The organism is Enterococcus durans (assembly GCF_002277935.1).
GTDB classification, from domain to species: domain Bacteria; phylum Bacillota; class Bacilli; order Lactobacillales; family Enterococcaceae; genus Enterococcus_B; species Enterococcus_B durans.
The window spans coordinates 981,762-1,006,416 of record NZ_CP022930.1 but is presented as its reverse complement, the minus strand read 5'-3'; the positions used below and the strand labels follow the sequence as shown (position 1 = coordinate 1,006,416).

At 39.9% G+C, this 24,655-nt stretch carries 14 protein-coding genes, 10 tRNA genes, 3 rRNA genes and 1 other annotated feature; of the genes, 21 read left to right on the top strand and 6 right to left on the bottom strand.

Annotated features, from left to right (window positions below; translation table 11 throughout):
• Positions 1-55: 55 nt before the first annotated feature.
• From serS to CJZ72_RS04840, 3 genes are all read right to left on the bottom strand, one after another.
• Positions 56-1,327: a serine--tRNA ligase gene (gene serS / locus CJZ72_RS04850; protein WP_081133658.1), complete on the bottom strand. Its 1,272-nt coding sequence runs from the start codon at positions 1,325-1,327 to the stop codon at positions 56-58.
• A gap of 50 nt (positions 1,328-1,377) precedes the next feature.
• Positions 1,378-1,590 (bottom strand) — a binding site (T-box leader).
• A gap of 57 nt (positions 1,591-1,647) precedes the next feature.
• Positions 1,648-2,832, bottom strand: a complete 1,185-nt coding sequence (locus CJZ72_RS04845; protein WP_005875753.1) for a sensor histidine kinase — start codon at positions 2,830-2,832, stop codon at positions 1,648-1,650.
• Positions 2,822-3,511, bottom strand: a complete 690-nt coding sequence (locus CJZ72_RS04840) for a response regulator transcription factor (RefSeq protein WP_005875751.1) — start codon at positions 3,509-3,511, stop codon at positions 2,822-2,824. Before CJZ72_RS04840 ends, CJZ72_RS04845 begins: the two co-directional genes overlap by 11 nt.
• Positions 3,512-4,233: 722 nt before the next feature.
• Between CJZ72_RS04840 and CJZ72_RS04835 the strand changes: the two genes are divergently transcribed.
• The 18 genes from CJZ72_RS04835 (at position 4,234) to gor (ending at position 17,062) form a co-directional block, all read left to right on the top strand.
• Positions 4,234-5,793, top strand: a 16S ribosomal RNA gene (locus tag CJZ72_RS04835).
• Between the two features lie 77 nt (positions 5,794-5,870).
• Positions 5,871-5,943 (top strand) — tRNA-Ala (locus tag CJZ72_RS04830).
• A gap of 180 nt (positions 5,944-6,123) precedes the next feature.
• Positions 6,124-9,037: ribosomal RNA gene (locus tag CJZ72_RS04825) — 23S ribosomal RNA — on the top strand.
• Between the two features lie 92 nt (positions 9,038-9,129).
• Positions 9,130-9,245: ribosomal RNA gene (gene rrf / locus CJZ72_RS04820) — 5S ribosomal RNA — on the top strand.
• The 16S, 23S and 5S rRNA genes sit together here with 10 tRNA genes alongside, the layout of an rRNA operon.
• 14 nt (positions 9,246-9,259) lie before the next feature.
• Positions 9,260-9,332, top strand: a tRNA-Val gene (locus CJZ72_RS04815).
• A gap of 3 nt (positions 9,333-9,335) precedes the next feature.
• Positions 9,336-9,408: transfer RNA gene (locus CJZ72_RS04810), tRNA-Lys, on the top strand.
• Positions 9,409-9,416: 8 nt separating this feature from the next.
• Positions 9,417-9,498 (top strand) — tRNA-Leu (locus CJZ72_RS04805).
• Between the two features lie 18 nt (positions 9,499-9,516).
• Positions 9,517-9,589, top strand: a tRNA-Thr gene (locus CJZ72_RS04800).
• Positions 9,590-9,599: 10 nt separating this feature from the next.
• Positions 9,600-9,671, top strand: a tRNA-Gly gene (locus tag CJZ72_RS04795).
• A 15-nt stretch (positions 9,672-9,686) separates the two neighbouring features.
• A tRNA-Leu gene (locus CJZ72_RS04790) sits at positions 9,687-9,772 on the top strand.
• A 10-nt stretch (positions 9,773-9,782) separates the two neighbouring features.
• A tRNA-Arg gene (locus CJZ72_RS04785) sits at positions 9,783-9,856 on the top strand.
• 18 nt (positions 9,857-9,874) lie between these two features.
• Positions 9,875-9,948: transfer RNA gene (locus tag CJZ72_RS04780), tRNA-Pro, on the top strand.
• 60 nt (positions 9,949-10,008) lie between these two features.
• Positions 10,009-10,082 (top strand) — tRNA-Arg (locus CJZ72_RS04775).
• A 142-nt stretch (positions 10,083-10,224) separates the two neighbouring features.
• Complete coding sequence (locus tag CJZ72_RS04770) at positions 10,225-10,692, top strand: CtsR family transcriptional regulator (protein WP_005881164.1); 468 nt, start codon at positions 10,225-10,227, stop codon at positions 10,690-10,692.
• Positions 10,693-10,698: 6 nt separating this feature from the next.
• On the top strand, positions 10,699-13,179 hold the full coding sequence (locus CJZ72_RS04765) for an ATP-dependent Clp protease ATP-binding subunit (protein ID WP_016177798.1): 2,481 nt from the start codon (positions 10,699-10,701) through the stop codon (positions 13,177-13,179).
• A gap of 187 nt (positions 13,180-13,366) precedes the next feature.
• Positions 13,367-14,290 (top strand): peptidase U32 family protein, encoded by a 924-nt coding sequence (locus tag CJZ72_RS04760; protein ID WP_081135796.1) that lies wholly within the window; start codon positions 13,367-13,369, stop codon positions 14,288-14,290.
• 18 nt (positions 14,291-14,308) lie between these two features.
• Positions 14,309-15,550 carry a peptidase U32 family protein gene (locus tag CJZ72_RS04755; RefSeq protein WP_005881157.1) on the top strand — a complete coding sequence of 414 codons (1,242 nt, stop codon included), beginning with the start codon at positions 14,309-14,311 and terminating at the stop codon, positions 15,548-15,550.
• Between the two features lie 165 nt (positions 15,551-15,715).
• Positions 15,716-17,062, top strand: coding sequence for a glutathione-disulfide reductase (gor, locus tag CJZ72_RS04750; protein ID WP_081135794.1), 1,347 nt, complete (start codon positions 15,716-15,718; stop codon positions 17,060-17,062).
• A gap of 62 nt (positions 17,063-17,124) precedes the next feature.
• Here the strand turns inward: gor and CJZ72_RS04745 are convergent, their stop codons facing one another.
• The 3 genes from CJZ72_RS04745 to CJZ72_RS04735 form a co-directional block, all read right to left on the bottom strand.
• A complete protein-coding gene (locus CJZ72_RS04745) occupies positions 17,125-17,415 on the bottom strand; it encodes a hypothetical protein (RefSeq protein WP_095443662.1) in 291 nt (96 codons plus the stop codon).
• Entirely contained in the window at positions 17,408-17,683 is a 276-nt protein-coding gene (locus CJZ72_RS04740; protein ID WP_005881150.1) for a DUF2089 family protein, read from the bottom strand. Before CJZ72_RS04740 ends, CJZ72_RS04745 begins: the two co-directional genes overlap by 8 nt.
• 249 nt (positions 17,684-17,932) lie before the next feature.
• Positions 17,933-19,366 carry a helix-turn-helix domain-containing protein gene (locus CJZ72_RS04735; protein ID WP_232509783.1) on the bottom strand — a complete coding sequence of 478 codons (1,434 nt, stop codon included), beginning with the start codon at positions 19,364-19,366 and terminating at the stop codon, positions 17,933-17,935.
• Between the two features lie 360 nt (positions 19,367-19,726).
• Between CJZ72_RS04735 and CJZ72_RS04730 the strand changes: the two genes are divergently transcribed.
• The 3 genes from CJZ72_RS04730 to CJZ72_RS04720 all read left to right on the top strand — a co-directional run bounded on the left by CJZ72_RS04730 (position 19,727) and on the right by CJZ72_RS04720 (position 24,632).
• A complete protein-coding gene (locus tag CJZ72_RS04730) occupies positions 19,727-21,148 on the top strand; it encodes a helix-turn-helix domain-containing protein (protein WP_081135080.1) in 1,422 nt (473 codons plus the stop codon).
• A gap of 110 nt (positions 21,149-21,258) precedes the next feature.
• The gene (locus CJZ72_RS04725; protein ID WP_081135082.1) at positions 21,259-21,600 is read left to right on the top strand and encodes a hypothetical protein; all 342 of its coding nucleotides are present in this window, start codon (positions 21,259-21,261) and stop codon (positions 21,598-21,600) included.
• A 23-nt stretch (positions 21,601-21,623) separates the two neighbouring features.
• Positions 21,624-24,632, top strand: a complete 3,009-nt coding sequence (locus tag CJZ72_RS04720; protein WP_095443661.1) for a hypothetical protein — start codon at positions 21,624-21,626, stop codon at positions 24,630-24,632.
• Positions 24,633-24,655 lie beyond the last annotated feature (23 nt).

Below are 24,655 nucleotides of genomic sequence, written 5' to 3'. Positions count from 1 at the left end.
GTTTTTGCGTAGCACACGAACGTGCAAGCTTGAATAGTTGTCTTAAAGGCTAATTTTATTTGATGATTTTCAAATTCCCCATGTAAGGAACAAGTGCTTCAGGAACTGTGACAGAACCATCTTCATTTTGGTAATTTTCAAGAATAGCTGCCACTGTTCGGCCAACAGCTAAACCAGAACCGTTTAGTGTGTGTGCGTAATGGATTTTTCCATCTTCATCACGGTAACGGATCATTGCGCGACGTGCTTGGAAATCTTCGCAGTTTGAACATGAGCTGATTTCACGATACGTATCTTGGGCTGGGATCCAAACTTCTAAGTCATAAGTTTTGGCAGCTGAGAAGCCCATATCTCCAGTTGATAAAGCAACCACACGATAAGGTAAATGCAATTTTTTAAGAATATCTTCTGCATCAGCTGTCATTTTTTCAAGTTCTTCATATGAATGTTCTGCATCAGAGAATTTGACCATTTCAACTTTATTGAATTGGTGTAGGCGAATCAATCCACGAGTATCTCGACCAGCACTTCCTGCTTCAGAACGAAAAGCTGGACTAAGGGCAGTGAAATAGATCGGTAGGTCTTGACCGTCTAAAATTTCGTCATTGTAATAGTTTGTTAACGGAACTTCTGCAGTCGGGATCAGTGTCAAATCTGTATCCTCTAATTGGAAAACATCCTCTTTGAATTTAGGGAATTGTCCTGTACCAAACATTGCACGACTGTTTACCATGTAAGGAGTGATCATTTCAGTATAACCATGTTCATAAATATGTTGATCTAGCATAAAGTTATAGACGGCACGTTCTAAACGAGCGCCCAATCCCTTGTAATAAACAAAACGGCTACCTGATACTTTTGCTCCACGTTCAAAATCTAAGATGCCAAGATTTTCAGCGATTTCCCAATGAGGTTTAGGTTCAAAAGAAAAGTTACGCGGTTCATTCCAACGACGCACTTCGACGTTGTCGTCTTCATCTTTTCCGATAGGGACAGAATCATTTGGTAAGTTTGGCAAAGTAGTTGCAATTTCTTTTAATTTTTCATCTACTTGTGCGACTTCTTCGTCAAGGGCTTTGATATTTCCCCCAACTTCTTTCATTTCATTGATTTTAGCGGTAGCATCTTCTTTATTTCTTTTTAGTTGTGCAATTTCACCAGAAACATCATTACGGTATTTCTTCAGCTCTTCACTTTTGACAAGTAATTTTCTACGATTTTCGTCAAGTTCCATAAATTCAGCTAACGTTTCTTTTTTCACGCCACGAGTCATTAGTTTTTCTTGTACATAGTCAAAATTTTGGCGCATCATTTTTACATCTAACATTCCTATTCCTCCTTAGTATAAATAAAAAAGACCGATCCATCCCAATGTATTCTTGGGACGAATCAGTCTAACATTCGCGGTACCACCCGAGTTCAACACATGATCAGTGTTGCTCTTGCTAACAGATAACGGCTGTTTGCCGACCTTTCTTATTTCGAAAGGTACACGTCATAGAACTGGAACTTCCAAATTATTTTTTACTGATTTTCAGCAGCCATCAGCTCTCTTGAAAAAAATAAAATGTACTGGGTTCTGTGTTTCATCGATTATCCATGATTGTAATAAGAATATCGGATATTTTAGCGTTCGTCAATGGTTTCCTAGCTTTCAATGGGTAACTTTTCATTTTTTCTTAGTGGCAAGTGCATGATAAAAGAGGTCCAATGTTCATCTGATTTGGCATAGATGTACCCACCATGTAGAGCAACGATGCTCTGGGCGATCGCAAGACCTAATCCTGTTCCACCAGTTTCTTGCGAACGTGATTCTTCAACACGGTAAAAGCGGTCAAAAAGGTTATCGATCGCTTGTTGAGGAATCATCGCCCCATTGTTTTTTACAGTTGCAACTACTTCTGAACCGATTTTTTCAACCTCGATCACGATTTTTGTTGCACCTTTTCCGTATTTTAAAGCGTTCGTCAGTAAATTATTGAAGACGCGGACTAATTTTTCAGTATCTCCATCCATGATCAGAGAATCCACTTGGCTTGTCACAACGATTTGAATATGTTTTTTGGAAGCCTCTAATTCAAAATCAGCTGCTAATTGCTCGATTAGTTGGATCAAATCAAAAGCAGAAAAATTAATAGGGACGGCTGGTTGCCGAACCTTTGTGTACTCAAAGAGGTCGTCTACCAGTGATTTCATTTGTTTCGCTTTGATGTAAGCTGTGTGTGTATATTTTAAAATATCTTCTTCTGTTTGATATTGCCCGTCTTCGATCAGACCAAGATAACCAATAATCGATGTTAGAGGAGTGCGTATATCGTGACTGACGTTGGTGATCAATTCATCTTTTGATTTTTCGATCTTGCGTTCATCCTCAATGGCTGCGACAGTACTGTCTACTAAACCATTGATACTAGTGACTACCCGACTAAGGTCACCGCTCAGTTCAAAAGGAATTCGGTGGTCATAGTTACCATTTGCGATATAATGCAGTTCACTGATGATGTGTCGCAGCTGCATTTGACGATACCGACGAATCAGTCGCCAATATAAGACACCAATATCTAAAAGAAAGAAGAGAGGAAAGATAAAGTTTCGGCCATTCCAAAATAAATCGCTATTCAAACGTTCAGCAAAAATGTTTTTTGAATCCCAAATGGCATTTGTCAATGAAGGGGAACTACTGATTACTGAACTAAGAACAACCAATATTGCGACATTCAATAGAAGAAGTAAGATAACTGTAATGATTCCTTCTGCTAATAATTCGCTGATTTCTTTAGAAGTCAAGTTGATCCGCCGACGCTTTTCTGTACCTCTTGTTTTATCGTGCATCAATTTTATAGCCCACTCCCCAAACGGTTTGAATGACTTTTTCTCCACCAGTTGCTTCTTCAATTTTATCTCTTAAGTGACTTACGTGTACCATGACTGTTTTAGCAGAAACAATACTTTCCTGTTTCCACACACGTTCAAAAATCTCATCTGCGCTGAATACGCGGTTTGGGTGACTTGCTAATAAATAGAGGATCCCAAATTCTAGTGCTGTTAATTGGATCTCTGTACCATCAATCGTTTTTACTTCATGTGAATCTTTATTGATGATCAAAGAATTTACTTCTAATATATCGGGTTGGTCAGGGGTAACTTGCATTTTTGTCCGACGAAGTAATGATTTTACACGAGCCATTACTTCCAAAGGATTGAATGGTTTAGTTACATAATCATCAGCACCTGCTACCAGACCTTTGATTTTATCCATATCTGTAGTTTTAGCTGTAAGCATGATGATCGGGATCTGTGATTCTTTACGCAATTCTTTTACTACTTGCATTCCATCCATTTCAGGCATCATGATATCCAAGATAAGCAGTTCGATATCGGGAATGGTACGGATTTTTGATAAGGCTTCTTTTCCGTCATAAGCTTTCACAGCTTCATAGCCCTCGTTGTGAATATAGATACTTAGTAATTCAACGATTTCTTTATCGTCATCAGCAATTAATATTTTCATCGATCGTTCCTCCAAGATTATAATGTAGCTATTTACTATATATATTAGCAAAAAAAAGCGTAAATAGATAAAAGCAACACTTTGTTAACAAAAATTTTAGAAGGTTCAGGAAATAACTATGTATCAAGGAAAACAAAACCTGAACATTTAATGGAAATCAAGGTAAATAAAGACTAAAAAAAACGAAAATACGAACATTGAAAAGCAATTAGAGGGGAATGGTCGAATATGCTATAAATGTTGATAAAACAGCATTTTCTTATTGACTTTCTATTTTGATGTTGGTATATTATTATGTGTTCGAAAGAGCGCGAAACACTTCACAAATAACTTAAAAAAGTTCTTGACGTGTGGGTGACCACATGATAAGATAACTAAGTCGTTTGAAAAGAACCTATTGAAAAGCTTGATCTAATCAAGAAAAACTTCAAAAAAGTTCTTGACAAATAACAAGAAATGAGTTATGATATACGAGTTGCTGAAAGATTTCTAAATGCGAAATCGAAAATAACTTTTAAAAAACAGTTGACATTCACTTGTCGCTCTGATATGATATAAAAGTTGCTACGGCAATTCAAGTAGACCTTTGAAAACTGAACAAAGTAAGACAAACCAAATGTGTAGGGCGTCTTGATTGATTCAAGACAACAAACATTTTTAACAAGCAAGCAATATGCTAGCAAACAAATTGAGCTTAACAATCGCAAGATTGTTCTAACTTTTATTATGAGAGTTTGATCCTGGCTCAGGACGAACGCTGGCGGCGTGCCTAATACATGCAAGTCGTACGCTTCTTTTTCCACCGGAGCTTGCTCCACCGGAAAAAGAAGAGTGGCGAACGGGTGAGTAACACGTGGGTAACCTGCCCATCAGAAGGGGATAACACTTGGAAACAGGTGCTAATACCGTATAACAATCGAAACCGCATGGTTTTGATTTGAAAGGCGCTTTCGGGTGTCGCTGATGGATGGACCCGCGGTGCATTAGCTAGTTGGTGAGGTAACGGCTCACCAAGGCCACGATGCATAGCCGACCTGAGAGGGTGATCGGCCACATTGGGACTGAGACACGGCCCAAACTCCTACGGGAGGCAGCAGTAGGGAATCTTCGGCAATGGACGAAAGTCTGACCGAGCAACGCCGCGTGAGTGAAGAAGGTTTTCGGATCGTAAAACTCTGTTGTTAGAGAAGAACAAGGATGAGAGTAACTGTTCATCCCTTGACGGTATCTAACCAGAAAGCCACGGCTAACTACGTGCCAGCAGCCGCGGTAATACGTAGGTGGCAAGCGTTGTCCGGATTTATTGGGCGTAAAGCGAGCGCAGGCGGTTTCTTAAGTCTGATGTGAAAGCCCCCGGCTCAACCGGGGAGGGTCATTGGAAACTGGGAGACTTGAGTGCAGAAGAGGAGAGTGGAATTCCATGTGTAGCGGTGAAATGCGTAGATATATGGAGGAACACCAGTGGCGAAGGCGGCTCTCTGGTCTGTAACTGACGCTGAGGCTCGAAAGCGTGGGGAGCAAACAGGATTAGATACCCTGGTAGTCCACGCCGTAAACGATGAGTGCTAAGTGTTGGAGGGTTTCCGCCCTTCAGTGCTGCAGCTAACGCATTAAGCACTCCGCCTGGGGAGTACGACCGCAAGGTTGAAACTCAAAGGAATTGACGGGGGCCCGCACAAGCGGTGGAGCATGTGGTTTAATTCGAAGCAACGCGAAGAACCTTACCAGGTCTTGACATCCTTTGACCACTCTAGAGATAGAGCTTCCCCTTCGGGGGCAAAGTGACAGGTGGTGCATGGTTGTCGTCAGCTCGTGTCGTGAGATGTTGGGTTAAGTCCCGCAACGAGCGCAACCCTTATTGTTAGTTGCCATCATTTAGTTGGGCACTCTAGCAAGACTGCCGGTGACAAACCGGAGGAAGGTGGGGATGACGTCAAATCATCATGCCCCTTATGACCTGGGCTACACACGTGCTACAATGGGAAGTACAACGAGTCGCGAAGTCGCGAGGCTAAGCTAATCTCTTAAAGCTTCTCTCAGTTCGGATTGTAGGCTGCAACTCGCCTACATGAAGCCGGAATCGCTAGTAATCGCGGATCAGCACGCCGCGGTGAATACGTTCCCGGGCCTTGTACACACCGCCCGTCACACCACGAGAGTTTGTAACACCCGAAGTCGGTGAGGTAACCTTTTGGAGCCAGCCGCCTAAGGTGGGATAGATGATTGGGGTGAAGTCGTAACAAGGTAGCCGTATCGGAAGGTGCGGCTGGATCACCTCCTTTCTAAGGAATATTACGGAGACTACACTGGTTGTTTTATACTTTGTTCAGTTTTGAGAGGTCTACTCAAAATTTAGATCGGGGCCTTAGCTCAGCTGGGAGAGCGCCTGCTTTGCACGCAGGAGGTCAGCGGTTCGATCCCGCTAGGCTCCATTAACAACGTATGTTGTTAAATTATTTTGTTCATTGAAAACTGGATATTTGAAGTAAATTAAGTAATACAAACCGAGAACACCGCGTTGAATGAGTTTTTTAATAAGTTCAATTGCTTATTTTCTTGATCGGACTTCTATCGCTAGAAGAAAGATCAAAACCCAACCGCAAGGTTGATAAGGTTAAGTGAATAAGGGCGCACGGTGGATGCCTTGGCACTAGGAGCCGATGAAGGACGGGACTAACACCGATATGCTTTGGGGAGCTGTACGTAAGCTATGATCCAGAGATTTCCGAATGGGGAAACCCAACATCTTTTATAGGATGTTACGTTTGCGTGAATACATAGCGCATTCGAGGTAGACGCAGAGAACTGAAACATCTAAGTACCTGCAGGAAGAGAAAGAAAATTCGATTCCCTGAGTAGCGGCGAGCGAAACGGGAAAAGCCCAAACCAATGAGCTTGCTCATTGGGGTTGTAGGACTCCAATATGGTAGTTCTTTCAGATAATCGAATGACTTGGAAAAGTCAGTCAAAGAGGGTAAAAACCCCGTAGATGAAATTTGGAAGGCACCTAGGAGGATCCTGAGTACGGCGGAACACGAGGAATTCCGTCGGAATCCGGGAGGACCATCTCCCAAGGCTAAATACTCCCTAGTGACCGATAGTGAACCAGTACCGTGAGGGAAAGGTGAAAAGCACCCCGGAAGGGGAGTGAAATAGAACCTGAAACCGTGTGCCTACAACAAGTCAAAGCCCGTTAATGGGTGATGGCGTGCCTTTTGTAGAATGAACCGGCGAGTTACGATTGCATGCGAGGTTAAGTCGAAGAGACGGAGCCGCAGCGAAAGCGAGTCTGAATAGGGCGTTTGAGTATGTAGTCGTAGACCCGAAACCATGTGATCTACCCATGTCCAGGTTGAAGGTGCGGTAAAACGCACTGGAGGACCGAACCCACGTACGTTGAAAAGTGCGGGGATGAGGTGTGGGTAGCGGAGAAATTCCAAACGAACTTGGAGATAGCTGGTTCTCTCCGAAATAGCTTTAGGGCTAGCCTCGGATTTGAGAATGATGGAGGTAGAGCACTGTTTGGACTAGGGGCCCATCTCGGGTTACCGAATTCAGATAAACTCCGAATGCCATTCATTCATATCCGGGAGTCAGACTGTGAGTGATAAGATCCATAGTCGAAAGGGAAACAGCCCAGACCACCAGCTAAGGTCCCAAAATATATGTTAAGTGGAAAAGGATGTGGGGTTGCACAGACAACTAGGATGTTGGCTCAGAAGCAGCCACCATTTAAAGAGTGCGTAATAGCTCACTAGTCGAGTGACCCTGCGCCGAAAATGTATCGGGGCTAAACATATTACCGAAGCTGTGGAGTACACCATGAGGTGTATTGGTAGGAGAGCGTTCTAAGGGCGTTGAAGGCAGATCGTGAGGACTGCTGGAGCGCTTAGAAGTGAGAATGCCGGTATGAGTAGCGAAAGACAGGTGAGAATCCTGTCCACCGAATGACTAAGGTTTCCTGGGGAAGGCTCGTCCGCCCAGGGTTAGTCGGGACCTAAGCCGAGGCCGACAGGCGTAGGCGATGGACAACAGGTTGATATTCCTGTACTCGTTGTTTTTGTTTGAGCAATGGAGGGACGCAGGAGGCTAAGGAATGCAGACGATCGGAAATGTCTGTCCAAGCAGTAAGTCTTGATAGGAGTCAAATGCTTCTGTCTACACGGATAAGCTGTGATGGGGAGGGAAATAATAGTACCGAAGTTCCTGATGTCACACTGCCAAGAAAAGCTTCTAGTGAGAAAACAATGACCCGTACCGCAAACCGACACAGGTAGTCGAGGAGAGAATCCTAAGGTGAGCGAGAGAACTCTCGTTAAGGAACTCGGCAAAATGACCCCGTAACTTCGGGAGAAGGGGTGCTGATCTTTGATCAGCCGCAGTGAATAGGCCCAAGCGACTGTTTATCAAAAACACAGGTCTCTGCAAAATCGTAAGATGAAGTATAGGGGCTGACGCCTGCCCGGTGCTGGAAGGTTAAGAGGAGTGCTTAGCGTAAGCGAAGGTACGAATTGAAGCCCCAGTAAACGGCGGCCGTAACTATAACGGTCCTAAGGTAGCGAAATTCCTTGTCGGGTAAGTTCCGACCCGCACGAAAGGCGTAACGATTTGGGCACTGTCTCAACGAGAGACTCGGTGAAATTTTAGTACCTGTGAAGATGCAGGTTACCCGCGACAGGACGGAAAGACCCCATGGAGCTTTACTGTAGTTTGATATTGAGTGTCTGTACCGCATGTACAGGATAGGTAGGAGCCGTAGAAATCGGAACGCTAGTTTCGATGGAGGCGCTGGTGGGATACTACCCCTGCGTTATGGCCACTCTAACCCGCACCACTGATCGTGGTGGGAGACAGTGTCAGATGGGCAGTTTGACTGGGGCGGTCGCCTCCTAAAAGGTAACGGAGGCGCCCAAAGGTTCCCTCAGAATGGTTGGAAATCATTCGAAGAGTGTAAAGGCAGAAGGGAGCTTGACTGCGAGACCAACAAGTCGAGCAGGGACGAAAGTCGGGCTTAGTGATCCGGTGGTTCCGCATGGAAGGGCCATCGCTCAACGGATAAAAGCTACCCTGGGGATAACAGGCTTATCTCCCCCAAGAGTCCACATCGACGGGGAGGTTTGGCACCTCGATGTCGGCTCGTCGCATCCTGGGGCTGTAGTCGGTCCCAAGGGTTGGGCTGTTCGCCCATTAAAGCGGCACGCGAGCTGGGTTCAGAACGTCGTGAGACAGTTCGGTCCCTATCCGTCGCGGGCGTTGGAAATTTGAGAGGAGCTGTCCTTAGTACGAGAGGACCGGGATGGACTTACCGCTGGTGTACCAGTTGTTCTGCCAAGGGCATTGCTGGGTAGCTATGTAGGGAAGGGATAAACGCTGAAAGCATCTAAGTGTGAAGCCCACCTCAAGATGAGATTTCCCATTTCTTTAAGAAAGTAAGATCCCTGAGAGATGATCAGGTAGATAGGTCAGGAGTGGAAGGCCAGTGATGGTTGGAGCGGACTGATACTAATCGATCGAGGACTTAACCAAATGGTTAAAAGAAAAGAACTCGGACATTACTTAAACTTCAAATCCAGTTTTGAGTGAGCAAAATGCAAACTCAATAAAAGATAACACCACAGTGTGGTGGCGATAGCGAGAAGGATACACCTGTAACCATGCCGAACACAGAAGTTAAGCTTCTTAGCGCCGATTGTAGTGAGGGGTTGCCCCTTGTGAGAGTAGGACGTCGCCACGCTTGAATTATCTTATGGAGGTTTAGCTCAGCTGGGAGAGCATCTGCCTTACAAGCAGAGGGTCAGCGGTTCGATCCCGTTAACCTCCATATGAGCCGTTAGCTCAGTTGGTAGAGCATCTGACTTTTAATCAGAGGGTCACAGGTTCGAGCCCTGTACGGCTCATATTTTTTGCGGGTGTGGCGGAATTGGCAGACGCACTAGATTTAGGATCTAGCGCCTTACGGCGTGGGGGTTCAAGTCCCTTCACCCGCATTATATGATTTTACACATGCCGGCTTAGCTCAGTTGGTAGAGCATCTGATTTGTAATCAGAGGGTCGAGGGTTCAAATCCTTTAGCCGGCATCATAACCACGCGGAAATAGCTCAGTGGTAGAGCACCACCTTGCCAAGGTGGGGGTCGCGGGTTCGAACCCCGTTTTCCGCTTTGCCAAAGCAATACGCCGGGGTGGCGGAACTGGCAGACGCACAGGACTTAAAATCCTGCGGTGAGTGATCACCGTACCGGTTCGATTCCGGTCCTCGGCATTACAAATATGCGCCCATAGCTCAACTGGATAGAGTGTTTGACTACGGATCAAAAGGTTAGGGGTTCGACTCCTCTTGGGCGCGTAGTCTTTTTTATATCTTCGGGAAGTAGCTCAGCTTGGTAGAGCACTTGGTTTGGGACCAAGGGGTCGCAGGTTCGAATCCTGTCTTCCCGATTTTTTGTTTTTAATTGCTTTTACTTTCAAGTTGATTTATAATTTGAATGAACTGAATATGCGCCCATAGCTCAACTGGATAGAGTGTTTGACTACGGATCAAAAGGTTAGGGGTTCGACTCCTCTTGGGCGCGTTAATACGGAATGGTTTATTCCGTATTTTTTTTATATATTTTAATAAATACTAAGGTAAAGATGAAGAAAAGTCATTCTTCTTTCTTTCTGATATTAAATTCGTTATAATTAAGGTCAATATTAGTCAAAGGAATGAGTAAGATGGCACATCAGAATACCTCGGATTTAATTGAATCTTATATAAAGAAAATTTTGGAAGATAATGAAATGATTGAGATTCGTAGGATTGAAATGGCAGACCTCTTTAATTGCGTTCCTTCTCAAATCAACTATGTCATCAATACGAGATTTACGATTCAACGTGGATATCTAGTTGAAAGTAAGCGGGGTGGCGGAGGCTATATACGTATTGCAAAAGTAAGGATTTCTGATAAAAGACATATGCTGGAACAAATCAATCAGCTGTTTGATGAAACGATCAGTGAAAAAAATGCGTTTGCGATTATCCAAAAGCTATATGAAGATCAAATGATTTCAAAAAAAGAAGGAAATTTAATGTTAAGTGCAATTGCTAAAAGTACACTTAATTTTAGTGAATTAGAAGACTATACACGTGCTAGGATTCTTCGAGCCTTTTTAGAACGTTTAAGTTATGAAGATGGGAAGTGAACATAAATGGAAGAACTTTTTACAGAAAGAGCGCAACAAGTATTAGAAATTGCGCAAAAAGAAGCAAAAAAATTCAAACATCAGTCTGTTAGTTCTGAGCATATCTTGTTAGCCTTAGTACTCGAACCAAATGGTATCGCTGGGAAAGTCTTGCGAGAAGTGGGGCTTAACGAAACGGATATTTATGAAGAGATCGAACATTTAATTGGTTATGGGATGGTCAATTCGTATCCTCAGGGTGTATTTCTTCCATATTCCCCAAGGATGAAACAAATATTTGCATTGGCGAATAGCGAAGTAAAGAAAATGGGTTCGCAAAAAGTCGGTACAGAGCATATTTTGTCTAGTCTGTTGAAGGATGAAAGCATCATGGCTGCTCGTATCATGATCAATTTAGGAATCAGTTTAACGAAAGTACGCCAATCACTGAAACAAAAAATGGGCTTGAAAAATGATACTCGTAATGGTGGACTACGTCGTCGAAACCCACAAGAGAAGCGCCAAATGGTAAAAGGTACACCAACTTTGGATTCTTTAGCAAGAGATTTAACGCAACTAGCTAAAGAAGGCAAATTAGATCCAGTAGTAGGACGTTCAAGAGAAGTAAAACGCTTGATCCAAATCCTTAGCCGCCGCACTAAAAATAATCCAGTATTAGTGGGTGAACCTGGTGTAGGTAAAACAGCTATTGCGGAAGGACTTGCACAAAAGATCATCTTGGGTGAAGTGCCTGAAGAGATGCAGGAAAAACGCTTGATGATGCTCGATATGGGCTCATTAGTTGCGGGTACAAAGTATCGTGGTGAATTTGAAGATCGAATGAAAAAAGTCATTGATGAAATTTATAATGATGGCCAAGTGATCTTATTTATTGATGAGTTGCATACGCTGATCGGTGCTGGTGGAGCAGAAGGCGCAATTGATGCTTCGAACATTTTGAAACCAGCGTTAGCTCGTGGTGAGTTACAGACGATCGGTGCAACGACTTTAGATGAATACCAAAAGTACATTGAAAAAGACTCAGCATTGGAAAGACGTTTTGCCCGTATTCAAGTGGATGAACCAACACCGGAGGAAGCAGAAGAAATCTTGCGCGGACTACGCTCAAGATATGAAGAACATCATAATGTAGAAATCACAGATGAAGCTGTACGTTCTGCTGTCAATCTCTCTGTACGTTATATCACTTCCCGACAATTACCCGACAAAGCGATTGATTTGATCGATGAATCAGCTGCAAAAGTTCGTTTAGATCAGACAGATGATCTATCTAAATCGGCGATGGTCAAGTTAGAAATCGATACTTTTGTGAAAGAAAAAGAACGAGCTATCCAGAAACAAGACTTTGAAACGGCAGCTCAATTCCGCAGACAAGAAAAAGCAATGCGTAAAAAACTAGATAAGTTATTATTGCTTGAAGAAAAACACGAAAATGGTTATGCGAACCGTGTAACTGAAGAGGATGTGGCGACTGTCGTTTCCGAATGGACAGGTGTCCCACTTCAACAGTTGGAAAAGAAGGAAAGTCAGCGGTTATTAGAACTAGAAGCATTACTACATGAACGTGTAGTTGGACAAGATGAAGCAGTTAAGGCAGTGTCGCGTGCGATCCGACGTGCTCGTAGTGGACTGAAAGACCCTAATCGTCCGATAGGCTCATTCATGTTCTTAGGACCAACGGGTGTCGGTAAAACGGAGTTGGCTAAAGCATTATCAGAAGTGATGTTTGGCGATGAAAACTCGTTGATTCGTGTGGATATGTCTGAATTTATGGAAAAATACAGCACAAGTCGTCTAATTGGTTCACCTCCAGGATATGTTGGGTATGATGAAGGTGGACAATTGACAGAAAAAATCCGCCAAAAACCTTATTCGGTGATTCTATTAGATGAAGTGGAAAAAGCCCATCCAGATGTTTTCAATCTGTTATTACAAGTACTAGATGATGGTCACTTAACAGATTCTAAAGGCCGAAAAGTTGATTTTCGAAATACGATCATGATCATGACTTCAAATATTGGAGCGACACAAATTCGAGAAGAAAAGAATGTTGGCTTCAATGTCCAAGATATTACAAAAGATCATAAAGCCATGCAAAAACGTATTTTAGAGGAATTGAAGAAAACGTTCCGTCCAGAATTCTTGAACCGTATCGATGAAACGGTAGTATTCCATTCTCTAAGCAAAGAAGAAATTCATGCGATTGTTGAGATCATGAGTCGTGCGATCGTCAAACGATTAAAAGACCAAGATATTCAAGTGAAAATCACACCGGCAGCAGTTGATGTGATTGGTAAAGCGGGATTTGATCCTGAGTATGGTGCTCGTCCGATCCGTCGCGCCCTACAAAAAGAAGTAGAAGATCGTTTAAGTGAAGCTTTACTAGGTGGCGAGATCCATTTAGGCGATCAAGTCACAGTGGGCGCCTCGAAAGGGAAAATCACTTTAAACGTTCGCTTACCAAAAAAGGCAACAATTGAATCCTAATGATTAAAAAGAGCGGTTTTTTATCTCTCCTAACGTAAACATTACGTGGAGAGATAATAGCCGTTCTTTTTTATTATGTGCAGTTTTTCTTGTGAAGAGATTTTCAAAAATCCAACAATAAATATAAGAAGTATTGGAAAGTTTTTTAAGCTATGCTACTATTATGGAGTTGTAGGAGGAGGAACTAATGATCGAAATCATAACTACTGTAGAATCTTTTGAACAAGCGAAAGAGCTGATTGAAGCTGGGACGGACACTTTATATTTTGGCGAAGAGTTATTTGGCCTAAGATTACCCGCGTCATTCTCGAGAGAAGAACAACGCCAATTAGTTGAATTGGCTCATCAATATGGCAAACAAGCAAATATTGCGGTGAATGGCATTATCCATCCTGAAAAAATGAAAAAAGTTCCAGAATACCTGAAATTTCTAAAAGAAATCGGGGTCGATAAGATCACGGTGGGCGATACTGGGATTATTTATACAATGAAAAAATACCCTGAATTGAGTATTCCATATATATTTGACGCAGAAACATTGGTTACAAGTGCAAGACAAATCAACTTTTGGGCGAAAAAAGGAGCGACTGGTGCAGTACTGGCACGTGAAGTTCCGTTTGAAGAAATGAAAAAAATGGAAGAGAAATTGACGATTCCTGTCGAAGTACTCGTGTATGGTGCTACATGTATCCATCAATCGAAACGGCCGCTTTTACAAAATTATTATCATTTTACGAAGCAAGAGGAGCGAGCAGACCGTGACAGAGGGCTCTTTCTTTCTGAACCTAAAAAAGAAGAAACACATTATTCCATTTATGAAGATACACATGGTACACATATTTTTGCAAGCAACGATCTAAATCTTTCCAAAGAATTGGGTGAACTTTATGCGCATCACTTCCGTACATGGAAATTAGACGGATTATTTACACCAGGAGTAAATTTTGTAAAGATCACACAAGAATTTGTAAAAGCCAAAGACTTGCTACTTGCTGATTCATGGAATAAAGAACAAGCTGAAGCAATTTGTGCTGCAATCAACGAATTACATCCAACAAATCGTGAATTAGATACAGGCTTCTTTTATATTGATCCTGAAGCCATCAAGTAAGGAGTAGACAAAAGAAAAATGACAACAAAACGAAAATTAAAACGTCCGGAAGTCTTAGCTCCGGCAGGAACACTTGAAAAATTAAAAACAGCGATCCATTATGGTGCAGATGCTGTGTACATTGGCGGTAATGCTTATGGTTTGCGGAGTCGTGCCGGTAATTTCACCTATGAAGAAATGGCTGAAGGTGTTGCTTTTGCCAAAGAACATGATGCAAAAGTATATGTTGCTGCGAATATGGTCACTCATGAAGGAAACGAAGAGGGAGCAGGAGAATTTTTTAGAAGTCTGCGTGATGTTGGCATTTCAGCGGTGATCGTTTCAGACCCTGCCTTAATCGAGATTTGTGCAACGGAAGCACCTGGTCTACCTATCCATCTTTCTACCCAAGCCTCTGCAACCAACTTTGAAACGCTTGAATTCTGGAAAGAAGAAGGATTAGAACGTGTCGTCTTGGCACGCGAAGTTTCAATGGAAGAAGTCGCAGAGATCCGTAAAAATACAGACATTGAAATTGAAGCGTTCATTCATGGTGCAATGTGTATTTCTTATTCTGGACGTTGTACATTGTCTAACCACATGTCGATGCGTGATGCAAACCGCGGTGGCTGTTCTCAATCATGCCGTTGGAAATATGGACTGTTCGATATGCCATTTGGTCAAGAGAGAAACAGCTTGACTGATTCTGGAGAAATCGAAGAAGAATTTTCGATGAGTGCAGTCGACATGTCAATGATCGAACATATCCCCGAATTGATCGAGAATGGGGTCGATAGTTTCAAAATCGAAGGACGGATGAAATCGATCCATTATGTATCAACTGTTTCGAATGTCTATAAAGCAGCAGTGGATAGTTACATGGAAGATCCAGATAACTATGTATGTAAACAAGAATGGATCGATGAGTTATGGAAAGTGGCACAACGAGAGCTTGCTACTGGTTTTTACTACAATACACCAAGTGAAAATGAACAATTATTTGGGGAACGTCGCAAGATCCCTGTTTATAAATTCGTTGGTGAAGTATTGTCTTATGATGCAGAAACAAAGATTGCAACGATCCGTCAAAGAAATCTTTTTTCTGTAGGCGATGAAATTGAATTTTATGGACCAGGGTTTACACATTTCAGCCAACCAGTGGAAGTAATGTATAATGATGAAGGAGAGTCCATTGATCGCGCGCCTAACCCAATGATGATCCTAACGATGCCAGTAGCTCAACCAGTTAAGCCAGGTGACATGATCCGTAAAAGAAAATAATAGCGGAGGCATGACAAGCTGAGCATTTGAAACCTATTATTTAGTAAAACGTGTTACACTTATTTTTTGTAAGGATAAAGCTTGTGAAAGAGCATTCATAGCGTGTTTAAGCTGTTATCTAAGAGATCATTATTGACATGATCCTTTTAAATCGGGAGGTATAACATGGAAACTTATGATTATATAGTCGTCGGTGGTGGTTCAGGTGGGATTGCCTCAGCAAATCGTGCAGGAATGCATGGTGCAAGAGTCTTATTGATTGAAGGAAATGAATTAGGTGGCACTTGCGTAAATGTCGGCTGTGTACCTAAAAAGGTCATGTGGCAAGCAAGTACGATTTTAGAAACGATCGAACGAGATGCTCCAAGTTATGGCATCCAAGCGGATCTAAAAAAGGTAAGCTTCAAAGAATTAGTTGAACGACGTGAAAAGTACATCGAATTTTTACATGGAGCGTATCAACGTGGGTTGGATAGTAATCATGTTGATGCAATCAAAGGATATGCAACATTTGTCGATAGCCAAACAGTGGAAGTAAATGGCGAAATATATCAAGCAGAAAAAATTTTGATCGCTACAGGCGGAAAACCTAGCAAGATGAGTATTCCTGGGGGCGAGTATGCGATTGATTCAAATGGCTTCTTTGAATTGACAGAACTACCAAAACGAGCAATTGTTTTAGGTGCTGGATATATTGCAGCGGAGCTTTCAGGAGTCTTTCGCGGCTTAGGGAGCAAAGTAATGTGGGCATACCGCAAAGAACGCCCGCTACGTACATTTGACCAAATGTTATCTGATAACTTAGTAGAGATGTACCAAGAAGCTGGGATTCAAACCTATGCACACTATGTGGCCAAAGAAATCATTAAAAATGAGAATGACTATACTGTCGTATTTGAAAATGGCGAAAAATTGACAGGGGATTGTGTCCTATTTGCTGGTGGTCGTGTACCGAATACGGCGAAACTTGGCTTGGAGAATACGCAAGTCCAATTAGATGAAAAAGGATTTATCGTAGTTGATAAATACCAAAACACAACAGATAGCCATATTTTTGCTGTTGGAGATGTTATTGGGAAAATTGAATTGACACCAGTAGCGATTGCTGCAGGACGTCGTTTATCTGAACGTTTATTCAATGGTAAAGCTGATTCGTATTTAGACTATAACTTGGTACCAACGGTCATCTTTACGCATCCACCGATTGCAACGATCGGTGTGACAGAAAAAGAAGCAATCGAGGAGTACGGAGAAGAAGCAATCAAAGTCTATCGCTCCCGCTTCACACCTATGTATTTTGCATTGAATGATTATCGTCAGAAATGTGAAATGAAATTGATTTGTGTAGGTAAAGAAGAAAAAATCATTGGCTTACACGCAATCGGTGTTGGTGTAGATGAAATGCTCCAAGGATTTGCTGTAGCTATCAAGATGGGAGCAACAAAAGCCGATTTTGATAATACTGTAGCAATCCATCCTACAGGTGCTGAAGAGTTTGTAACCATGAGATAATGAAAAAGCAATACGCCGTCTAACTTTAGAATGTCGAAGTTAGGTGGCGTATTTTTTTATTGTTATCGCTTAAGGATATCTTTTGCTTTCATTTTTTCTAATTCTTTTGCGAGTTTCTTTTTCTTCGACTCTTTTCCGCCTTCATACATACAGATCAGCGCGATCAAACCAACGAAAGGCATCAAAATATTTTTAAAAGAGAGATCCCAGTGACCACTAATGACAATATAGACAACTAAGCCACTAAAAATCACCGGTAAGATTGCCCCTAAATATTTTTTTCCTAAATATCCTGACAGCGTTTGAAAAGCAATGACTAAAACAATCAATAAAAGCTCTAAAATATTATTCATGGTTACTCTCCTTATGTTTTATTAAGATTTCTTTTGCTAATTCTAAGGATAGTTTTTCATTAATAACCATCTCCATGATTGCAATTTCAAAAGAATCATTGTTTTCTTCAGATAATTTTATCTTCTCGATCAATCGGTCCAATCTTAATCTGACAGTCGGATAACTAACTTGATAATCTTTTGCTAATTGCTTTAAGGAACCTGAAGCGAATAAGAATTTTTTGATGAATTCTTGTTCTTCAGTTTCTAAAGTGAAAAACCAATCCATTTAGGTTACTCTCCTTTTATTAATATTATTTATTTTAATTTAACATTGTTAAAATTAAAACGCAAGGAAAATTTATAAAATCAATTATAGGTAGGAGTGATATATAAGGAACGAGAAAAATCTAAGAAGGGATTCACAAAAATTTGAAAAGCAAATTCTGTGAACCCCTTCTTAGTTACCGGAGCTATTCTGTCCGACTTTTTTATACTATCCATAGGTTTTTGCTAGTTCTTTTGACCAATGGATGTGTCAGGTATAAAGGATTTCTTCTAAATTGTTCCAAAAAGAAGAAATAGGTACTTTGGAAATTTTTAGCATCTGTGTGGTTATTCGACTCTTATTTAGTTCGATATCCGTTAAGATTAAGTCATATTGATTGATTTCTTGGTAATCTAGTTTGAAGATATTTCCCTTGTATGTATCAATTGAATGCAATGCGGGCAATTTCTTTAATAAAAGTTGCTTGTAAAAGGATAAAATTCGTTCTTCTTGATAGGAAATGATCAAGATCGAAAAATGTGCTTTATGTGGAAATAAAGTCGCCAATAGTTGAGGGGATAAAGTGATCAATTCCAGCAGTAACTCTTCATACAGAAAATGGTTCTTTTTAATGTTTGTAAGTCCGGCTTCTTCTATAGCTGTATCGTAAGCAACTAGAAGTTTCGGTGAATGCTTGATTAAAAGATCGGATAGGATTTCTATGTAAGTTGTTTTGAACGATTGTAACTCCTGATTGAAGTGAAGAAAATCTTGCAACTGTTGTTTCTCTTCAGTAGATAAAGGAGCAATTATATTTAATTGAGTATAAAAGCGTTGCGCTAATGTATGTAATTGATCCCATTCATTTTTTTTATGGTTGTCAGCACGATTTTCGAATAAATATATCCCAGATTGAATGATGTCTTGAATTGCTGCTCTAGTGATCTTACATTGATAATTCTTTTCGATGATTGAACATAGGACAGTATTTTTTTGTAGTAAATCAAAAAATATGGAGGTTGTACTACAATTTTCAGTTGGAGATACGTCTACTAAATGATGATGCCCGATACGGATAAGTGAAATATAGAAATAATAACTATTCAAAATCAATTTATATGTACTGATATCAGTGGCAGAATTGCTTTTTTCATAATAACGTTTCAAAATTTCAAATAGGTGTTCAAAATGAGGGAGATGTTGCGGTGGATATAACTCCCGAAACATGCTGCAAAAAAAGTGCCGAATAAAAATTTCATCTCCAATGATTTTTGGTTTTGTTGTTAGGTGGATGCTTATAGGCAATTTCTTACTTTTAAAATAAGTGTTGATCTTTAAAATGATGCGCCGAATACTTGTTTCACTTAAAAACAGTGTTTCTGAAAGTTTCGATAAAGTTATTTCTTCTATAAAAATATGTTTGAGTATCTGAATATTTGTTGAATGATTAAGAATTTGTTTCATCAGGTCTTCTAAATTCTGATCACTTGGTATGTTTAACGAGGTAATTTGATATTGATCGATATTGATTGCAATCGGTGAATAGGTATGATTAAAAAAAACAACATCACTCAATAAAGTTTTTTTTGTGATATTTAATTGTTGTGCTAAGGTGTCACAATCGCTATCTGACATACCCAGAATCAAGGCTAATTTTATTTGTCTTTCAGAAGATTTTTCAAGTATACTAGGTTCTTTTGTCATCTTTTTTAGATTTTTAAATAGCAAAAATCTTTTTTCGCCACCTTTCATTTCTTAGTATATATATTATTTTATCATAATTATTTAACAATGTAAGTGTTTTTTTATAGGCGAAATATAAAATAAAATTCCAAATTTTAAATAATAAAAAATTATTTTATATATTAATATATGTTATTTTATTTTTTTGTATTGTAATGAATACTCGTTCTATCATTGATGGAAATAAAAAACATAAATTATATCATAGTTTATGTTCGTACTTAAAACTTAAATTTATGATAATAGAAAAAAAGTTCCAGAGGAATAAAGGAATTGACTGTACGATACATCTATAGCTCTGAAAGAGAGGGGAAAAATGATATGGGGTTACTTGAAAAGCAACTGGAAAGGCAAATTACCTTACTTTATTTGTTAAATATTGAATCCTCTAATATTAGTGAACTGGCGAGAAAATTAAATATAACCGATAAAACGATTACTGCTGATATTGATCATTTCAATGTTTCTTGCTTTCCTGCACATATTGGAATCAATCATTATAAAGAAGCATCTTTGAGGATTCCTAAGAATATCAACTTAGATGATATTTATGTGAAAATATTGAATAGTTCGATCAATGTCAAGATTTTAAAACATATCTTTATCGCTGAACCGACGTTAAATGATATTTCTACAGAACTTTTCCTAAGTAAAACAAGTATTCGGCGTATAGTAACAAAAATCAATACATATTTTTTACATGAGAAGATGGATATACAGATAGACTTAGATACAAAGTTAGTTATCGTTGGCAATGAAACGAAGATCAGGCGGCTGTTTGCCAGTATGTTCAAAGAAATGTATCGAGTAAAAGAGTTTACATATTTTGACACCATTTATCAATTGCTGCGACGTTGCTTAAAAACACAAAAAAAGGCAGCTAGTACGCCAAAAATCATTTATTCCGTATATTATATTTTTGTTTCGATCATTCGTGTGGGGAATAAGCATTTTATTCCTGCAATCGAATTGATCAATAAAGAAGAAGTTGTTGATACGGTCTATAAGATAATTCACGATGATACAGTTTTCGGTACTTTGATGAACCAAAAGTATAAATTTAATGTCAATAAAGTCAATGTGGCTAATGTCATAAGCTCGTATTTTGGGCTACTATTTACTGATAATCCAAGGGAGTATGGGGCGATGCCTACGAAAATCGAAAAATTTTTGACGCATTTTTATTACTTGTTGAATATTGATTCCGCAGTCAATAAAAGAAAAGTGGACTATTTTTTGGACTATATCAACTTCTATAAAGAATTGATGATCTTTAAAGTAAGTTATGCAGATATCTTTTACCAGAAAATGATGAAGACGAATCCAAAGATCTGGCAGGCCTATCATCTGGCCTTAGCCACGTCTGAACTCCATTTTATCGAGCAAAGTGAATTATTACATAAAGATTTATTTTTAGAACTGATCATCTCATCGCCTCAACTGTTGCGAATGATCGAACCTAAAATACAAGAAAAGTCGATTTTGGTTTTAAGTACACAAGAAGTCGGTCTAGCCTTGCTATATAAAAAGCTGATTTTGAACAAGTATCCTTTTTTCAAAAATATTGATATTTATGAAAAAGATATCTTTGCTATCGACTATCAAATCGTGAATAAATATGACTTGGTCTTGACTGATCTTTCATTGAATTTTGAGCGGATCACATCGGAGATCTTGAAAATTTCTAAAGTACCGACACCTATCTTTTGGACGAACTTTGAGGAGTGCTTGTATTCCTCCTAGCTTTTTGGCTCGTCAAATTTTTAATAATTTTGAAAAAATAGAAATGATATCATGACTATTTTCGTCTATCATTAAACAAAAGTATGATTTATAGAGAGGAAGGAAGAAAAATGTTTACTTTATATGATTGTAAAATGTTGGAATGCTTAGGAAAAGGGATATGGGGACTACTTAAGTTAGCTGGATTGATAGCTAAAACCGTCCTTTATAATTGGATGCTCAAACCTTTAGGAAAATGGGGCTATAAAAAGTACCAAGAACGAAAGGCAAGAACCGCTGTTGAAGTGGAAAGAAATCTAAATTCTCCTGTGAATGAATTAACAAAGCAGGATGTCAAACAATCAGAACGACAATCATTTAAGGAAAAAATCAACAATGTCCATACGCGTTCTGGGCAAAGTAGCCAATCACTTCCCAAATCTCCTATATTAGCAAGTGATCATACACTGTAAGCTTTAGAAAGAAGGGATAAGAAATGGGAACGAACGAAGAAGATAAATCAGGGAATCTGATAGATGATCTTATCAATCAGTCTAATTTAACTGAGGATTTTATCAAACTTTTTTTGACTGAGAAAGGTGGGCAACATAACAAACGGATTTTAAGAATAGCAAGTGGCGAAAAACCACCTTCCATAGGGAATATCTTAGAAAGCTTTGAAGAACTAAAAGCGACTAAGTTACAGAACTTAGAAACAGAAAAAAAAATCAGTGATTGGCTAGTTGAAAAAGAAAGTTTAGAAAAAAAGAAGAGTTTTTTACAACCCACAGGTAAAACGATTGACTTAAAGGTATTAGAAGAAAAACAGAAAAATTTGATGGCTGACTTGGTTCAAGCCAAAAAAAATTATCAAATCAATAATCAAAAATTGGAAACAGCTAAAAATGGATTAAACACTATTTCTCTCGAGCAAGCAATCAAAGATCCCTCTAACCAAAATATCTCGTATCTTACTAGTTTGAAATCAGCAGAATTCATGCGAGCGAGTAGTGTACTTAATGAGAAAAATAAAAGTCTTGAAATAGAAGTGGATAAGCTTCGAAGAGAAGTTAGTCAATTAAAAAAACATGAAAACAAAGTCGTCCAAGAAGCATTGACGAATACTGAAAAAAATATCGCTCAGTTGTCTAATGTAGAAATCCAGATCGTGGAAAAACTGGGGAATACGAACGATCTTACGAACATAGAAAAAGCGGTTGAGCCTGTCCAACGTTTGGAAAGAACGCCATCATTTTCGCAATACCTTCCAAAGGATGAAGAGTCTGTAGGCGATTTAAAGCAAAAATTAGACGCTGTCCAAGAGATGAAGGAAAAATTGACGTTTGAAAAAAATGTTTACATAGCACATAGTGAAATACTGGAAAATATTGCAGTATCAGATCCTGCGAAAGTATTAAATACTTCTGATTTGTTGCTTCGACAATCAGAATTTAACATTCCACGTCCTAAACTAAATCGTTCTCAATCCATTCAAGAGAACATCCAAGAGCGGCCTAAGTTAACGCGTAGTTATTCCGTTGATAGAAGTGAAATCTCTAAAATCAAACTGCCACGTCCTAAGTTGAAACGAGAGTACTCTGCGCTTCACGTAGTGGATGGAAGTGAGAACCCTAAAATCAAGCTTCCGCGACCTAATTTAAAGCGTCCTCACTCTGTTCAAAAGGCGATGGAAAGCCCAGCAATAAAACGTAGTCGGCCTACACCTGAATTGACTTTACCAGATCAGAAGGTAGATGGAAAGTTGATGGAGGCATATCGGCCTTATTTGAAGGAGCAAGTCGAATTATTGGAACAACGTGTCCGGATCGCTGAGGTAATAATAAAAAAAGCACCGATGAATAACTTTCTCCTTGATAGAAAATCTAAGACACAAAGAGTAGATCGATTTAAGGATATCAAGGCTACCATGGCGGAAGATACGCAGCTCATAAATGATCTAAAGAGTATTCTCCAAGATAACAATAAATTAAACGACTATATCGAAAAAGTAGTACCAAAAGATAAAAGTATGCTGTCACAAGAAATCGAACAAGTAAAAAAAGATACGCTTGAGCTGATTGAAAAGACGAATGAACTAAAAAAGATAGACTATAAAGAGCTAAGCAATCGTTGGTATCATGTTTTTAAAAGACCGTCATTCTATGCACTTATCGGGAGGCAAGCTGCATGGGCTACGCCATTTCTCTTAATGCCTGCCGTTCCAGGTTTTATAGCGCAAGTCATGCCAGAAACGACTTTGATAATGAATGGAGCAGCGGGGATTAGTGCAGTCCAACAAGCAATTCTAGGAACGTATGTCGCACAAAAAGTTTTGTATGTAGGACCAAAGCTTTTGGGACGAGGAATGGACAGACTTTCTCAAGCGACCCGAAAGAAGTTTCCGCGAGCAGCTAAAGGTTTAGATAAAGCTGTGGAGAGGGTGCAGGCAAAGGTTCTTTCCCCCGTTAAAGACAAAGTGTATACGCCAATAAAAAATAGAATAGCGAACACACAAGAAACCATTTCAAAACATACGATACGACCGGTAGCTGCGAAATTAGCACCAGTAATTACGCAATTGAAAAAAACGCTACACATCGACGGAAAATTAACACCAGAACAAAGAAAACTTCGGAATAAAGGCTTCAATCCTGTGACTGGGGAACGATTATCTCTGAAAATGCGTGCGTGGAATTTGACCAAGCGTTCCCTTGATTATATGTGGCGTCATAAGATAAAAATCGCATTGATTGTTGGTTTGACTGCTGGAGCGATCTTTACTGCTGGGGCGATTGCGCCGGCAATATTCCCAATGTTAACTTCTTCAATCATGGTTGATGCATTTGCTCTTGCGGCTGGTTCATTCATCGTTTGTGGTTCGGTATTGTTGGCGGATAAATTGGTGTTCAAACCAATTCAAAAATTTCTTGTTCGACGGGAAGTCCGCAATCGGGAAAAGATGATTGTTAAGCGGTATGAAAAAGATAAAGAAAAAGGACAGCATCAGTCACTAAATCAAGAATATAAAGAAAAAATCAGTGAAATTGTGAAAGTGGAAACAAAAGAACAAGTCGTTGCTAAAGAGAAAACGCCGGAACCAGTAAGAACGGAGGTGGCCAAATCAGCAGTTGAGCGGCCACAGGCAGAAATGGTAGCGCAAAAAGTAGAAGGACCTAAGGTAACGGAACCAGCTCATAAAGGAGAACAGAATTCTCAAAGTCGAGTAGATCAAGCGGGGCCAAGCCAGCCAAAAATAGAAGCGATCAAAAATGAAGCGACTCATTCTGTCAATGTAAAAAGTGAGCAGCGAACGCCGGAAGCTGTGGCCGAGAAAAAAGTATTACGCTCGTTCTCTGATTTAAAGAATACATCGGTTGAAAAATCCAATCTAGCGAGTCAGAGAAATAATCAAACACTGCAAGTAGCACAGGAAGAACAAAAAAAACGAGAAGCGACTCAAAGTAACACTAGGAAGAAAAAGGTAGAACAACCAGTAATGAGTTAAAAAACGATCAGAGAAGGAGGTTT

Bases quoted from the DNA above. Each gene is read 5' to 3' on its own strand.
- CJZ72_RS04725 (WP_081135082.1), top strand. From the start codon at position 21,259: ATGTTTACTTTATATGATTGTAAAATGTTGGAATGCTTAGGAAAAGGG.
- CJZ72_RS04770 (WP_005881164.1), top strand. From the start codon at position 10,225: ATGGCACATCAGAATACCTCGGATTTAATTGAATCTTATATAAAGAAA.
- CJZ72_RS04735 (WP_232509783.1), bottom strand. From the start codon at position 19,366: ATGACAAAAGAACCTAGTATACTTGAAAAATCTTCTGAAAGACAAATA.
- CJZ72_RS04720 (WP_095443661.1), top strand. From the start codon at position 21,624: ATGGGAACGAACGAAGAAGATAAATCAGGGAATCTGATAGATGATCTT.
- serS (WP_081133658.1), bottom strand. From the start codon at position 1,327: ATGTTAGATGTAAAAATGATGCGCCAAAATTTTGACTATGTACAAGAA.
- CJZ72_RS04845 (WP_005875753.1), bottom strand. From the start codon at position 2,832: ATGCACGATAAAACAAGAGGTACAGAAAAGCGTCGGCGGATCAACTTG.
- CJZ72_RS04760 (WP_081135796.1), top strand. From the start codon at position 13,367: ATGATCGAAATCATAACTACTGTAGAATCTTTTGAACAAGCGAAAGAG.
- CJZ72_RS04730 (WP_081135080.1), top strand. From the start codon at position 19,727: ATGGGGTTACTTGAAAAGCAACTGGAAAGGCAAATTACCTTACTTTAT.
- CJZ72_RS04745 (WP_095443662.1), bottom strand. From the start codon at position 17,415: ATGAATAATATTTTAGAGCTTTTATTGATTGTTTTAGTCATTGCTTTT.
- CJZ72_RS04740 (WP_005881150.1), bottom strand. From the start codon at position 17,683: ATGGATTGGTTTTTCACTTTAGAAACTGAAGAACAAGAATTCATCAAA.
- gor (WP_081135794.1), top strand. From the start codon at position 15,716: ATGGAAACTTATGATTATATAGTCGTCGGTGGTGGTTCAGGTGGGATT.
- CJZ72_RS04755 (WP_005881157.1), top strand. From the start codon at position 14,309: ATGACAACAAAACGAAAATTAAAACGTCCGGAAGTCTTAGCTCCGGCA.
- CJZ72_RS04765 (WP_016177798.1), top strand. From the start codon at position 10,699: ATGGAAGAACTTTTTACAGAAAGAGCGCAACAAGTATTAGAAATTGCG.
- CJZ72_RS04840 (WP_005875751.1), bottom strand. From the start codon at position 3,511: ATGAAAATATTAATTGCTGATGACGATAAAGAAATCGTTGAATTACTA.